12 protein-coding genes are annotated in these 12,464 nt (G+C 55.8%); 8 read left to right on the top strand and 4 right to left on the bottom strand.

Annotated features, from left to right (window positions below):
- Window positions 1-15: 15 nt before the first annotated feature.
- From pilM to VKV29_RS10385, 6 genes are all read left to right on the top strand, one after another.
- Window positions 16-1,536, top strand: a complete 1,521-nt coding sequence (gene pilM / locus VKV29_RS10410) for a type IV pilus assembly protein PilM (protein WP_324201241.1) — start codon at window positions 16-18, stop codon at window positions 1,534-1,536.
- A 64-nt stretch (window positions 1,537-1,600) separates the two neighbouring features.
- Entirely contained in the window at window positions 1,601-2,578 is a 978-nt protein-coding gene (locus VKV29_RS10405) for a hypothetical protein (protein WP_324201240.1), read from the top strand.
- A 15-nt stretch (window positions 2,579-2,593) separates the two neighbouring features.
- Window positions 2,594-3,478, top strand: coding sequence for a hypothetical protein (locus VKV29_RS10400; RefSeq protein WP_324201239.1), 885 nt, complete (start codon window positions 2,594-2,596; stop codon window positions 3,476-3,478).
- Window positions 3,479-3,514: 36 nt separating this feature from the next.
- On the top strand, window positions 3,515-4,312 hold the full coding sequence (locus VKV29_RS10395) for a hypothetical protein (RefSeq protein WP_324201238.1): 798 nt from the start codon (window positions 3,515-3,517) through the stop codon (window positions 4,310-4,312).
- A gap of 27 nt (window positions 4,313-4,339) precedes the next feature.
- Window positions 4,340-5,137, top strand: a complete 798-nt coding sequence (locus VKV29_RS10390; protein ID WP_324201237.1) for an STN domain-containing protein — start codon at window positions 4,340-4,342, stop codon at window positions 5,135-5,137.
- 338 nt (window positions 5,138-5,475) lie between these two features.
- Window positions 5,476-7,278, top strand: a complete 1,803-nt coding sequence (locus VKV29_RS10385) for a type II secretion system protein GspD (RefSeq protein WP_324201236.1) — start codon at window positions 5,476-5,478, stop codon at window positions 7,276-7,278.
- Between the two features lie 79 nt (window positions 7,279-7,357).
- Here VKV29_RS10385 and VKV29_RS10380 read toward each other — a convergent pair whose 3' ends face one another.
- Window positions 7,358-7,864 carry a DUF421 domain-containing protein gene (locus VKV29_RS10380; protein WP_324201235.1) on the bottom strand — a complete coding sequence of 169 codons (507 nt, stop codon included), beginning with the start codon at window positions 7,862-7,864 and terminating at the stop codon, window positions 7,358-7,360.
- Between the two features lie 102 nt (window positions 7,865-7,966).
- Here VKV29_RS10380 and VKV29_RS10375 point away from each other — a divergent pair, with 102 nt between their 5' ends.
- Window positions 7,967-8,506, top strand: a complete 540-nt coding sequence (locus tag VKV29_RS10375; protein WP_324201234.1) for a DUF421 domain-containing protein — start codon at window positions 7,967-7,969, stop codon at window positions 8,504-8,506.
- Between the two features lie 11 nt (window positions 8,507-8,517).
- Window positions 8,518-9,000 carry a DUF421 domain-containing protein gene (locus tag VKV29_RS10370; RefSeq protein WP_324201233.1) on the top strand — a complete coding sequence of 161 codons (483 nt, stop codon included), beginning with the start codon at window positions 8,518-8,520 and terminating at the stop codon, window positions 8,998-9,000.
- On the opposite strand, the gene VKV29_RS10365 is transcribed toward VKV29_RS10370, so the two are convergent.
- The 3 genes from VKV29_RS10365 to VKV29_RS10355 form a co-directional block, all read right to left on the bottom strand.
- Window positions 9,001-10,245 (bottom strand): competence/damage-inducible protein A, encoded by a 1,245-nt coding sequence (locus VKV29_RS10365; RefSeq protein WP_324201232.1) that lies wholly within the window; start codon window positions 10,243-10,245, stop codon window positions 9,001-9,003.
- A gap of 14 nt (window positions 10,246-10,259) precedes the next feature.
- Window positions 10,260-11,186 (bottom strand): DUF4380 domain-containing protein, encoded by a 927-nt coding sequence (locus tag VKV29_RS10360; RefSeq protein WP_324201231.1) that lies wholly within the window; start codon window positions 11,184-11,186, stop codon window positions 10,260-10,262.
- Window positions 11,187-11,291: 105 nt separating this feature from the next.
- Window positions 11,292-12,380, bottom strand: a complete 1,089-nt coding sequence (locus VKV29_RS10355) for a sigma-70 family RNA polymerase sigma factor (protein WP_324201230.1) — start codon at window positions 12,378-12,380, stop codon at window positions 11,292-11,294.
- Window positions 12,381-12,464 lie beyond the last annotated feature (84 nt).

Raw genomic sequence — 12,464 nt, 5'->3', positions numbered from 1 at the left:
AGGGAGTAATTTAAGATGGCTGGAACCTATCTCGGGTTGGATATAGGGTCGAAATATATTAAGGCCGTCGAAGCGCGCGGTGGAGGTGGACGTGTCGAGGTAACGGGCATAGCCATTGCACCAACGCCCCCCGACACTTTTGATGGCGGGGCGATCCTCGATGCACAACGACTTGGGCAGGCCATACGTCAGATGCTGCGCGATGCCGGTATCGGCACAAAACAGGTGGTAAGCGCGGCGGCGAGCAATATATCGGTGGTAGTTCGGGTGGTTGAGGTGCCTGCCGTGTCAGACGATAAAGAGCTGGCCACCCAGATGCAGTGGGAGATCGAACGCCAGATTCCTTTTGCGGCCACCCAAACGATTATGGACTATGCCCGCATCGAGCGGCCAGAGGGAACCGACCCCTCGCAGCAGAACATTGAGGTTCTGTTGGCCGTAGCCCAGCAGGATTTCATCGATCAGCATGTTGAGGTGCTTTTTGCTGCCGGCCTTAACCCCAAAGCCATAGACGTGGTGCCGTTGGCCGTGGGGCGCGCGTTGCTCGATATCGGCGAGCCTGCGCAAGCAGCGGGGCATACGGCGCTCATCGCCAATATTGGGGCCGGTACCACGGATATCGGCGTGTTCCGAGATAATCTGCCCGCATTCCTGCGTACGCTGCCCGTCGGCGGAGATAACTTTACTCGAGCCATTGCCGAAGCCCTGCAGGTAGATATGGACACGGCGGAGCGGTATAAACGAGACCTGGCCGAGGTGATGTTTGAACAGCTCCCTCAGGCCGGTTTTGGAGTTTCTGGGGCGTTGCCCGGCGAATCGGGAGGCTTTATAGATTTCACCGAGCCGCCGCCCATGTCGGCCTCAGGCCCCATCAGCTCTCCTTCTGGGCGAATGCCTTTTGATTTTTCCGGCGCTGCCACCGAATCCACCGAATTCTCTTCACCCTCCGGTGGATTGGCACCCTCTTCTGAGGAGCTTGGAGGTGGTTCCGGTGGCCTAGCACCCTCCTCAGGCGAGCTTGGGGAATCGTCGGGTGGGTTGGCCGGCCCGTCGCAGGAGCTGAACCCGCCCTCCACTCCCTTCGATTTCAGCGCTCAACAGGCAGAAGGGGAGACACCGGGGGTTATACCGCCTCCGGCAGCCGATGTGCCGCCGGCTTTTGGTGAGGCAACACCGCATCCGCAACCCCAGGATGCCCTCAAAATTCAGATATTTAACGCGATAGCCCCGCATGTTACCGATCTCGTCCAGGAGCTACGACGCTCTTTGGACTTCTATCGGTCCCGCAGTGGGGATGCACCTGTCCACGAGATTCTGCTATGCGGCGGTATGGCACGTCTGCCAAAACTGGCCGAGTTCATCGAGCATGAACTCGGCATCTCGACTCGGGTAGTGAACCCACTTCGTCATGTGCAGATGAGTATCAAAAAACAGAGCTACGATATGGATGAGGTCGGGCCGCTTTTTGCCGTGAGTTTAGGGCTTGCAGCCTACGATCTTCTGCCGGAACCGGCAAAACGAGGCAGAAAGAAGTAGGCCTGTGCCTATCCCAACGTGTAGGTCCATAAGGAAATGCCTGTATCAGGAGAAGCTTTAGAAGATGGTGAGGATCGATCTTTTACCGCCTTATGTTCATGAGCGCCGTGCGCGCCCTGTTTTCTTTGGCATTGCAACGGCTCTTGTGGCAGCCGTCATTATTGCCTTTGTGGCCTGGTACATTAGCCTGAAAGGGGTGCTGAGCCAAGCCCAACAACAACTGGATAGCGCCAATAGCCTTCAGTCGCAGTATCAGGACTACCAGTCGAAGGTGCAGCAGGTGAATAGCAGTATTGCCGATATCAAAAGCAAGCAGGATTTTATTGCGAGCGCTCAGAAGTATAACGACTCGTGGTGGAAAGCCTATACTGCGGTAGCATCGGATACAAGCCCCTACATCCTTCTGCACTCCATGGAGATCGATCCGCGGAATCACAGCCTGGTGCACCTCACCGGGTTCTGCCCAAATGAGATGGAGTTGGCACGATGGTGGATATTCCTGCGTAACGACACCACAAAGTTTCAAAGCGTCTACATCACTATGCCACCTCATCCGTATCCTCCTGAATCGGCCAACGCCCAAAACGGCAATCAAGCCTACGGTGGCTTCGGCTCTTATGGGCCTCCCAAAGGGCCTTATGGCGCCGGCGGACCGATGACGAGTTCGCCGATGTCTAGCTCACCTTATGGGATGGGGGGAGGCCCTCCGGGAATGCCCTATGGGATGTCGGGAATGCCTGGTTCGCCTTATGGGGGAATGGGCGGCGGCGGAGGAAACCAGAACAACGGTGTGGCCACCCCTACCGAAGTGGAGGGGCGCAAAGGCTTTGATTTCACGGCAGACCTGGTTTTGCAAGACAGTCTAGCTCCGCCTGCAACAGCGCCCACATGGCCACCTGCAGGGCAGGGAGGCGGTGCAGGTGCTGCTGGGTTTGGAGGGTATGGTATGCCTCCGGGTATGCCCGGTTTTGGCCCTGGCGGCCCCATGGGGTCTCAGCCGCCCGGAGCGACCGGTGGGGCTGCTGCCGGTGGAGCCGAGTAAGAAAGGGGAGAGGTGATGCTTAGTAAGCTGAATAAATGGCATATCCTGGGAATAGGTGTTGGGGTTGCGTTTGTGCTGGGGATTATACTTTTCTTTGCCCTAATCAACCCTCTGCGCAACCGCATTAACGATACAAACTCTCAGATCGCCTCCGTTGAGCAAAACGGAGGCACGCAAGAGCAGGTCGCCCAAGCGAAACGTCTGCTTGAAACAACCCAGAAGCAGGCGGTACAGGCACAGGAGTCGTGGCAGATCAACCAGGCTCGCTATATGCCGGCGCTTCCCTTCCATAAAAACGATACGAGTAATGACCTTATTGCGATCTACGCACTGCGTGGGTTCGACCGTATCCCTCAGGAATGGGGGCGTTGGCTTCAACACTGGTACGATTCCCAGATGAACGATGGCATTACCCTGCTTACCGTGTTCCAAATACCGGCCTTCCCTACCGATCCTAACGCCATCACTAACTATAGTAAAGGGATCACCTTACCGGAGCCTGGAAAGAGTTGGACGGTTACGGTGATGTGCAAAAGCTTTCAGGCCGCGATGGAGCATCTTAAGCGGATCAACACCGAAATGCTTGGTCACGGCATGCCGGTTGTGGACAACGTAAGCTTAAAGGGGCAAAGCCCGGCACTGATGCTGACCTACTCTCTTACCCTCTATATTATCCCGAACAATCCTCCACCAGCTCCAGATACTCGCTTACAGGTAACTTCGGGTGGCAATGCCGGTGGCGGTATGGGCGCACCTTATGGGATGGGAATGCCTCCGAGTATGGGAATGAGCATGTATCCTGGGGCTGGCGGTGGTATGGGTGGGCCAAAAGCCGGAAGGCCGATGCCGCCAACGCCTAGTGGCGGAGCGGGTGGAACTTCAGCTGGTGCAGCCGATTAGGTGAAAAAGGTATATAATATTGTGGGGAAAACAGATATGAAAAGAATCGGCCAAATTCGGTGCGGGTCTTCTCTAGGCAAAGCGGCTCTGCTCGGCCTAGTGCTTATCTTCCTAGCAGGCTGCGGTGGGGGGCAATCCTCTTCCGACAATGGCACAACTACCACAACTCCCACCACGCCTACCATGACGCCGCCGACTATGCCTATGGGCATGGGCAAAGGAGGGCCTGGCGGAGCGATGTCCGGTGGTATGCCGGGGAGTGGTGCGTTTGCCGGTGGGCGGCAGGCTGCAACGGCCGGAGGAGCAGGGAAAAAGCAGGTTGCTGCCGCAATAACCGGTAAGTACCATCAAGACCCCTTCCTTATAACCTGGAAGAGAAAGCCGCTTCCCCCCGATGTCTTTGCGGAGGTACAGCCCTTGCAGGTTGCCGATACCACTGTTCAAGCTCCTCCGGAAAAACCGGTCGTTGTCGAACAGGTACCGGATAGGCGCGTGGCCGGCATTATGCGGGGCAACGGTGTCTATGCCATTTTGGAGCAAAACGGCCAGAGCGAGATCGTAAAACCTGGCAGCCTTACCTCCGATAACTATCGTGTGCTGGCCATTACCGGCGATTCGGTTAAACTCGAAAAGCGAGAAGGTAACCTTATTCTCGTGGAAAACGTCAAACTATCGGACTTGCAAACCGCGGCGCAAACGATGGGCACCGGCACCTACCCTGGATACGGCGGTTATCCAGGAGCGCCTGGTGGAATGGGACGGCCCGGCCTCCCACGCCCGGGTGCTCCTTCCTTCGGCGGTGGGGGCGGGAATTCGCCCGGTGGTGCAGACTAAAAATATTTGTTGAGGAGGAATCCAGCGATGCTGGCAAAGAAGTGGACAATCGTGGCGTTAAGTGGGCTGCTCGCATTGGGCTTGGCAACCGTGCCGGCACACAGCTATGCACAAGGCGATCAAAGCGGCACCACAACTGCCGCGTCGGGCGACCAAAACGCCAACAAGCCCGTTACCTTAGACTTGGAGGATGTAGACCTCTATACGGCTCTGAAACTGCTGTTCCGACAGACCGGAGCCGACTATACGCTCGATCCAAACCTGCGAGGTATTCGCGTTACGCTGCATCTGCGCGATAAGCCTTTCACTACGGCACTCGATGCGTTGCTGAGAGCTGCCGGAAATAACCCGCCGCTTACCTATACCTATCAGGATGGTATCTATAGCATCGTTCCGAAGGTGGAGAACGAGAATACCGGTACAACGACTGAAACAACACCCGAGGAGAATAACCCGACCGGCTATCAACTGCCGGTGAAGTTACAAGGTGCCTCCGACTTCATTATGAGCGCCGATTTCTTCGCCGGTCTGTTCGGAGCCCGCAGTTTTAGCGCACTGGGCTACTCTGTGCAACCCGGATTGCTAATGCGCCCTAATCCGGTAGGCGGTGGCGGCTTCGGCGGCGGCTTTGGCGGTGGCCTTGGTGGCTTCGGTGGTGGTATGATGGGTGGCATGGGCGGTATCGGTGGCATCGGCGGTGGCCTTGGTGGCTTCGGCGGTGGTATGATGGGCGGCATCGGCGGTGGTATGGGCGGCATCGGCGGTGGCTTCGGTGGTGGTGGCTTCGGTGGCGGTGGCTTCGGCGGTGGGGGGTATCTTCCCTAAGCGCTAAAGCTACACAAATGGAGGAGAGGCCTAGTCTATTCCTCTCCTCCTACTGCCGACAGCGACCACTGCTACTCCTCTGTTATTTCCATTCCACCCGTTTAAGCCAGAAGCTGAAAACAGAAAATTTTTCCTTCCACCCTCGCTTCTAGGCAGGAAAAACAGGTTCCTGTGTCGAAATAAAAACTTCAGAAATTCCGCACAAACGCTATCGCCGCAAATCTCCACGCCTTCATACGGCGATATATGTCTCAAGGGGGGCATTTAGCATGAGCTTGCACAGGCAAGTGAGATCAATAATCACTCTCTCCGTCGCTGCGGTGTTAGGAGCGACGTTTTTGTGTGAATGTGGATGCACCGCAAAGGCCCAATCGGTACCTGATGATGGGGCCTCTACCCAAGTAACGCTTCCACCCGGCTCTGACGCCGCCGCGCGGATCACCTTCCAGGTTCAGAATGTTACCTTAGAATCCGCTGTTAATCTCTTAGAAAAAGAGACCGGGCTCCAAGTGGTGCTCACGGAAGACCCCGACCGGCCTTTCTCGCCCGTCAATGTCAGTTTGGTGAAGCAGCCCATAGACGTGATCATGAAGGCGATCGCGCAATCCGCCGGCGCCGACCTGTGGGTTGAAGACGGCATCTATCATATCGGGCCGAAAGGGAGCGCTCCGAAACCTAAGAAGGAAGAGACGGCTCAGCCGGTACTACCTCCTCAACAAGAGGAAAAGCATATCGTTAAAATCAAGCTTCAATACACGGCGCCTTCCACCATCCTGCGCATTCTCGGTATCAACAATCCCGATGAACCCGACTTTCTGGAGTATGTGCGCCGACTTGGCTTGAAATATCTCCTTCATCAGGAGATGCCCGACTACTCGAGCCCTGTTCCTTCTGGCAATCGGCCGGTGTTCATCACACCCTATGGCCCCGCGGTATCTGTAGGGCCTTCGGCGCCTATTCAAGGCTATAATGGGGCGTCCGATTTCACACCCCCGGCCGTGAGCAATATGCCGCTAACAAGTGATCAGAGCGCGCATCGAAGCGACGATAGCGATTTCTTCGGTCGTGGGCAAGGGTTCCCAGGAGGTGGATTCCCAGGTGGCGGGTTCCCAGGCGGCGGCCAATTCGGCCCCGGAGGGGGGCAATTCCCTGGCGGGCAAGCGCCCGGCGCCCCCGGTGCGCCCGGTGGAGGAGCGGGAGCTGGCCAGATCGGTACGGGTGGGAATCTCTCTAATCTGTTGCCAAACGGTATGACCCCAGGCGATATCAGCGCGCTCGATGCCGATAACTCGCTCCTAGTGCGCGGTACCCCGGCACAGATCCAAGAGCTGCGTCAGCTGATCCGCTTGCTGGATGTTAAGCCAAAGCAGATTCTGATCAGCGCCCAGTTTGTCACCGTTACCGAGAATGCTCTTAATGCTTTCGGTATCAACTGGAGTTTGGCGAAAGGGCAGTTTGTCTCGGGCGCCAACCTCAACTTCTCGGCCTCGAACACGGCTTTCATTCAGTATGCCGCCGGTAACGTTCAAACCCAGCTGAGCTGGATTCTCACTCAGGGACAAGGCAAAGTGTTGACCTCGCCAACGGCAAGCACCCTCAACGGAGTGCCGGCCGTTTTCGAGAACGTGCAGGAGGTGCCCGTTATCACGCAAACCCCGGTGATCGGACCCAACGGCACCGTCGTTGTCACGACCTCTTATACCCTCTTCCCCGTTACCGTAGAGCTTATCGTGACCCCCTACATCAACAATGACAACTCTATCACGCTGTTGGGGCAACTCATCTCCTCGAACATTCTCGGTTCGGTCACCAACCCGGCAGGTGGTAGTATCCCGATCATCGGCTTCCAGCAAGCGATCGTCACGCGAATCGTCTATAACGGCCAATCTATGGTGATCAACGGGCTTACCAACAAGCAAGATAATACCTCCATCAGCAAAGTGCCGCTGCTAGGAGACCTTCCGCTCATCGGAACCCTGTTCCGTTCCCGCTCTACAACCAATAACGATTCGGACCTTTTGGTGTTCATTACACCGAAAATCATTCCGGATAACCCTCCGGCCATTCAAGCGCTTAACGGAGGGGCACCTCAAGAGCAGGGAGGGGCGGCTGCCGGTGGTGTAGGTGGCTTGCTGCCATAAGCTCGGTAACCCCAAAAACCGAAAAGCCGGAGAGAATCTCTCTCCGGCTTAGGTATATGTGTAGGCAACAGAAAGTTTGTTAGGTTGCCTCTTTGGTGGTTCGGGAACTACGGTGCACTTTGGCATGGCGAGGGATGACAGTAATACTTCCGTTTACCTCCATAACGGCAAATCGAGCCTCGCTAACGTCTGCCAATCCGCGCGCTCGTAAGGCCTGGAGAACATCCTCATGCGTTAGGCCAGCGCGGCGCAGGTTCTCCTCAACAAACCGCCCGTCGCTGATGAGAGTGATGGGGTCGCCGTTTAGCTCTCGATTGAGTGGACGAACGCGCTGGATCAACCAGGTAAAAAGACGGTTTAAAATGAGAAGCGTGCCGGAACAAGCAATGCCGGCTGCCAAACTTGTGTCCCCATTGACCATTGCGGTTTCTACCGCACTACCGAGTAAAATAAGAACGACGAGATCGATGACGCTGAGCTGCCCGATTTGATGCCGACCGGCCACGCGCAGCGCAATCATCAGGAAAAGGTAAATCACAACTGTGTGGCCTATAACAGGCAGTAGCTCTGAAATGAGTTTGGACATAATTTCCATAGCGCTCTTGGGTTTGTTTCGCATCTAATATACTCGAAAAGAGGGGCAAAGACAACCTCCTGCCTACACACAGAATAACAAGGGGTAATCAACATGATCAAGTGGCTCATGGATGTGTTTTCGCACCCCGACCTTTACGGGTGCTTGGTTATTGCCGGTAAAACCACGGTTATCTATTTCTTTCTTGTAATCGGTCTACGCATAATGGGCAAGCGCGAGTTGGGTCAGATGAACGTCTACGACCTGGTGCTGATCATTGTTCTCGCTAACGCCGTCCAGAACGCAATGGTAGGCAACGATAACTCTTTACTGGGTGGCATCGTCGCCGCAACAACCCTGCTGTTCTGGAATCGCCTTTTTACCTTGCTCATGGCACGCTCGGCCAAACTGGAACACCATCTTGTAGGCGAGCCGACATTGTTGGTGAACGACGGGGAGTTCGTAGAAGGACATTTGAAGCGAGAGGGCATTACCCATGAACAGGTGATGGCGGCGCTACGCGAGCATGGCATCGAGAGCTTAGACGAGGTACATATGGCCGTGTTAGAGGTAGATGGCACCATTAGCGTCGTACCGAACAGGTCGGTAGTACATAAAACCCGTAGACACTACAAAGCCTTAAGGCTGCCCTAGCGGAGGTCTCTATGACGCCGGCATATCGCTATTTTCTTACGCTGCTGATGGCGCGTACGCTCATTGTTGCTCTATTTCTCATTGTTGGGCTGAGGTTAGTTGGAAAGCGAAGTTTTGGCCAATACAACATCTACGATCTGGCCATGATTATGGCGGTGGCAAATGCCGTGCAGAACGCCATGACCCATGGGGCAGGTGACCTATCGGCGGGCATCGTCTGTTCCGGCACGCTTATTCTCTTAGGGTGGGCGTTTTCAAAACTGTTTCTTCACGTACCGAAGTTAGAGGCGCATATCGTAGGCGTTCCCACCCCTTTGATTTTGAATGGAGAGTTGTTGCCACAGAACATGCGCCGGGAGAAGATTACCGAGGCGGAATTGTTGGCTGCTATTCGACAGCACGGCTTAGAGCGTTTTGAGGAGGTGCATTTAGCTCAACTAGAGGTAGATGGCTCGATCAGCGTGGTGCCGGTGAAAGGAATTGAGGTGGACTAGTTAGCTTTCGAGCAGACGCAGCCGAAGCAGATTGAGGGCCGTTTGCGTGGCGCGATGGCGTATAATGGCGCGCGAGCCGATGAACTCACAGCGTTCCACCACAGAGCCTCGATCTCGTTGGCTAAGCGCAATATAGACCAGTCCAACAGGCTTCTCCGGTGTACCGCCCTCCGGCCCTGCGATGCCCGTGATCCCGATGCCATAGGTGGTGTCGAAGCGTTGTTGAGCGCCCTCTGCCATGGCACGCGCAACCTCTTCGCTAACGGCACCGAATTGTGCAAGTAGCGCGGAATCTACGCCAAGAAAAGCCGTTTTTGCAGTGTTGCTATAGGCCACAACACCGCCCAGAAACACTTTCGAGCTGCCTGGCACTTCGGTTATTCGACCCGACAGAAGCCCTCCTGTGCAACTCTCACCGGTGGCGACCGTCTGCTGTTTTTGTTGGAGTAGGTTCACAACAGCCTGTTCTAAGGTCTCCTCGTTTTCACCGTAGATGGCGTGACCGAGGCGCTGGCGAATAAGAGCGGCTCGTTGGGCGATCAGGCGTTCGGCCTCATCGGGGGTTTCGGCAAATGCGGTGATACGCAGGTGCACCTCGCCCACCTTGGCATAGGGCGCAACGGTTGGATTTGCATCCTGCATGAGGTCTTTGATGCGATCTTCGGCAAAGCTCTCTCCAACACCGGCCACACGCAGCACCAATGACCGAATAACACCCTTGCCTCCCGTGCGTGTACGGAGATAGGGCACCACAAAATCGTTGACCATTGGGATGAACTCGTTAGGGGGGCCAGGCAGTGCGATGGCGATCTTACCGTTTTGGCCCTCGAACAGAAGGCCGGGGGCGGTTCCGTTGGGGTTGGGAATGGCGCGACCGGCGCTCGGTACCAAAGCTTGGCGTAAGTTGCTCTCCAAAATGGGCATGCCGCGCTGTTCAAAAAAGCGTCGGAGCTGGGCGGCAATCTGCTCATCTTGGTGGAGGGTGTCGCCCATGGCTTCGGCCAGCACGTCGCGGGTGATGTCGTCCATTGTGGGGCCGAGGCCCCCAATGGTAAATATCACGTCGGACGAGGCCAACGCCTCTGTTAACGCAGCAAGAAGCCGTTCTCGATTATCTCCTACCGTAACGCGGCGGTAGAGAGAGATGCCCAGTTCAGAAAGCACGCGGGCAAGATAGGCCGCATTTGTATCCACAATTTGGCCGAGCAGCAGTTCGGTGCCAACGGAGACGATCTCTGCACGCACTTCTCGCGTTCTCCTTAAGGCCCCTGGGGCGGGCCGAGATGCCATTGTGTGACGAAGCGAGTCTGCTCGCCTGGGCGAAGCTGCACGATGGGGGCTAACAGCTCCATCTCCATATAGGGTGCAGCATCCGGATTAGAATAGACCTCCATGGTGCAGCCGCCATCGGGGTAGGTGCCCTTTAAAAGTTTTGCAGTTAGAGATACCGTATAGCCAGAAACAAGGGCGCGAATACGGATGTCGGGTGCGTCGGAACCCACTTTATAGCTTGTGGTGTGGGAGCGGGAGAGAACGAGTTGTCCATGAATGCGGTCTATCGGAGGGAGGGTATCCGACATCTTCAAATAGCCCTCGGCGAAATGGCCGGAGATATTGGTCGGTAGATAGACACGCAGCGGATCGTTGGCCTGGAAAATCTCCCAAATAGCCCACTTAACCGGTTTTGAGGAGGTATTGATCATGGTGTTGATGAGGGTAACTTCATCGCCTTTGGGGGCGAGAGCGATTTCACGTTCAAATCGGATACCGCTCTGAGGGCTGGCTTGGCCTATAGCAAGCAGATGATGGTTAGGAAGCACTCGTACGGTTTGGGGAGCCGAGTCCAGATAGGGGTCGGGCGGCCAGTTCCATACCGACTGGGGAGCCGGCCAGAGCTTATCGCCGCCAAAGTTAGGCCACTCCTTGGCTGCGGCCTCAAGAGAGGCTGTTTTACCAAGCATCGTAGGGTTATTCCACAGCATATTGGGGCCCCCAACCGGGCCGTAACGCATAATGCGCCCAATTTGGGGCACAAACACAAGTTCCACATCCCCATTACTAAGCTGATAAGCGTTTTGCCAGCCGGCATAGGTTATCTGGCGGACGATGACATCGCTTTGGGCAGGGGCCGAGGCCATGAAGAAAAGAAGTAGAGAGACGCTGAACCATAGGTAGAGACATCGCATAGCTTTTCCCACCCTATAAGAGATAGTGACACAACGTCTTTACGGAAAAACAGCCGCTGGCGATCTCTTTAAGAAACCGCCAGCGGCTCGGTTACAAGCGGAAAATTACTGTCGCATGAGGGATTCGGAGCCGAGATGGCGCAGTTTCTTCAAGGCGCGAAGCTCTATCTGGCGTACCCGTTCACGCGTAACATGCAGCCGCATTCCCACCTCTTCAAGGGTACGGGCATAGCCATCGTCGAGGCCGTAGCGCATCCGTAGCACCTCTTTCTCTCTTGGTGTCAGCTTATTGAGCACTTCCTCGATCTGCTCTCTTCGGATGAGGTTCAGAGTAGCTTCAGAAGGGGAAACCGCCGTTTGCGATTGAATGAAGTCGGCAAGCTGGCTATTATCTTTTTCGCCGACGGGGGTTTCCAAAGAGAGGGGTTCAAGGGCGATGCGCATGATCTCGTTCACGCGCTCCACCGGAATTTCAAGCTCACGTGCGATCTCCTCCACGGTAGGATCGCGCATAAGCTGCTGCCGGAGACGGCTGGAGGCTTTGACGATTTTATGGATGATCTCGGCGACGTAGACGGGAATGCGAATGGTGCGTCCTTGGTTGATGATGGCGCGCGCGATGGCACGGCGTATCCACCAAGTAGCGTAAGTGCTGAAGCGGTAGCCTTTGTCCGGGTCGAACTTTTCGACCGCGCGGATAAGGCCGATATTCCCCTCCTGAATGAGGTCGGGCAGGGGGATGCCGCGAACGCTGTACTTTTTAGCGATAGAGACGACCAGGCGCAGATTGGCTTCTGTTAGTTTATCTTTGGCCTGTTTATCGCCTCGTTGCACGGCGCGCGCTAGTTGCACCTCTTCTTCTGCGGTAAGTAGCTGTGCACCACGAGCGCGGCTCATCCAGAGCTGCACGGTTTCATCGTGATGAATGGTCTCTTCGACCGGATCGGCCGCTACACCGACCTCTTGATCTAGGTGAGGGACAGGAATGGCTTCGGGCTCTTCCTCATCCGGGAAGAGGGGATCGGCTTTAGCAACCGCCTTCTCCGAGTCGTAAAGCCGCATCAACTCATCGTTAGGCTCGCGCTCCAAAGCATCCTCTTCGGAAAACATCTCTTCGGTATCATTGGGGCGGGCAGGCGATTCTGGCGAAACGGAGGCATCCGATCGCACCGGAACAACAGCGTAATCATTCATTGAGGCCACTCCTCGCTAGGTTCCTTTCACTCTCTCTACGGCACGCTCTTCGAAAAAGAATGTGCATTTTTTCACAGACCGATG

This window comes from Chthonomonas sp., assembly GCF_035294165.1.
GTDB lineage: Bacteria > Armatimonadota > Chthonomonadetes > Chthonomonadales > Chthonomonadaceae > Chthonomonas.
This window is presented reverse-complemented; position numbering and strand designations above follow the sequence as displayed.

Excerpts from the sequence above, each read along its gene's own strand:
- VKV29_RS10355 (WP_324201230.1), bottom strand. The coding sequence starts at position 12,380 with ATGAATGATTACGCTGTTGTTCCGGTGCGATCGGATGCCTCCGTTTCG.
- VKV29_RS10395 (WP_324201238.1), top strand. The coding sequence starts at position 3,515 with ATGAAAAGAATCGGCCAAATTCGGTGCGGGTCTTCTCTAGGCAAAGCG.
- VKV29_RS10380 (WP_324201235.1), bottom strand. The coding sequence starts at position 7,864 with ATGTCCAAACTCATTTCAGAGCTACTGCCTGTTATAGGCCACACAGTT.
- VKV29_RS10370 (WP_324201233.1), top strand. The coding sequence starts at position 8,518 with ATGACGCCGGCATATCGCTATTTTCTTACGCTGCTGATGGCGCGTACG.
- pilM (WP_324201241.1), top strand. The coding sequence starts at position 16 with ATGGCTGGAACCTATCTCGGGTTGGATATAGGGTCGAAATATATTAAG.
- VKV29_RS10405 (WP_324201240.1), top strand. The coding sequence starts at position 1,601 with ATGGTGAGGATCGATCTTTTACCGCCTTATGTTCATGAGCGCCGTGCG.
- VKV29_RS10400 (WP_324201239.1), top strand. The coding sequence starts at position 2,594 with ATGCTTAGTAAGCTGAATAAATGGCATATCCTGGGAATAGGTGTTGGG.
- VKV29_RS10360 (WP_324201231.1), bottom strand. The coding sequence starts at position 11,186 with ATGCGATGTCTCTACCTATGGTTCAGCGTCTCTCTACTTCTTTTCTTC.
- VKV29_RS10375 (WP_324201234.1), top strand. The coding sequence starts at position 7,967 with ATGATCAAGTGGCTCATGGATGTGTTTTCGCACCCCGACCTTTACGGG.
- VKV29_RS10390 (WP_324201237.1), top strand. The coding sequence starts at position 4,340 with ATGCTGGCAAAGAAGTGGACAATCGTGGCGTTAAGTGGGCTGCTCGCA.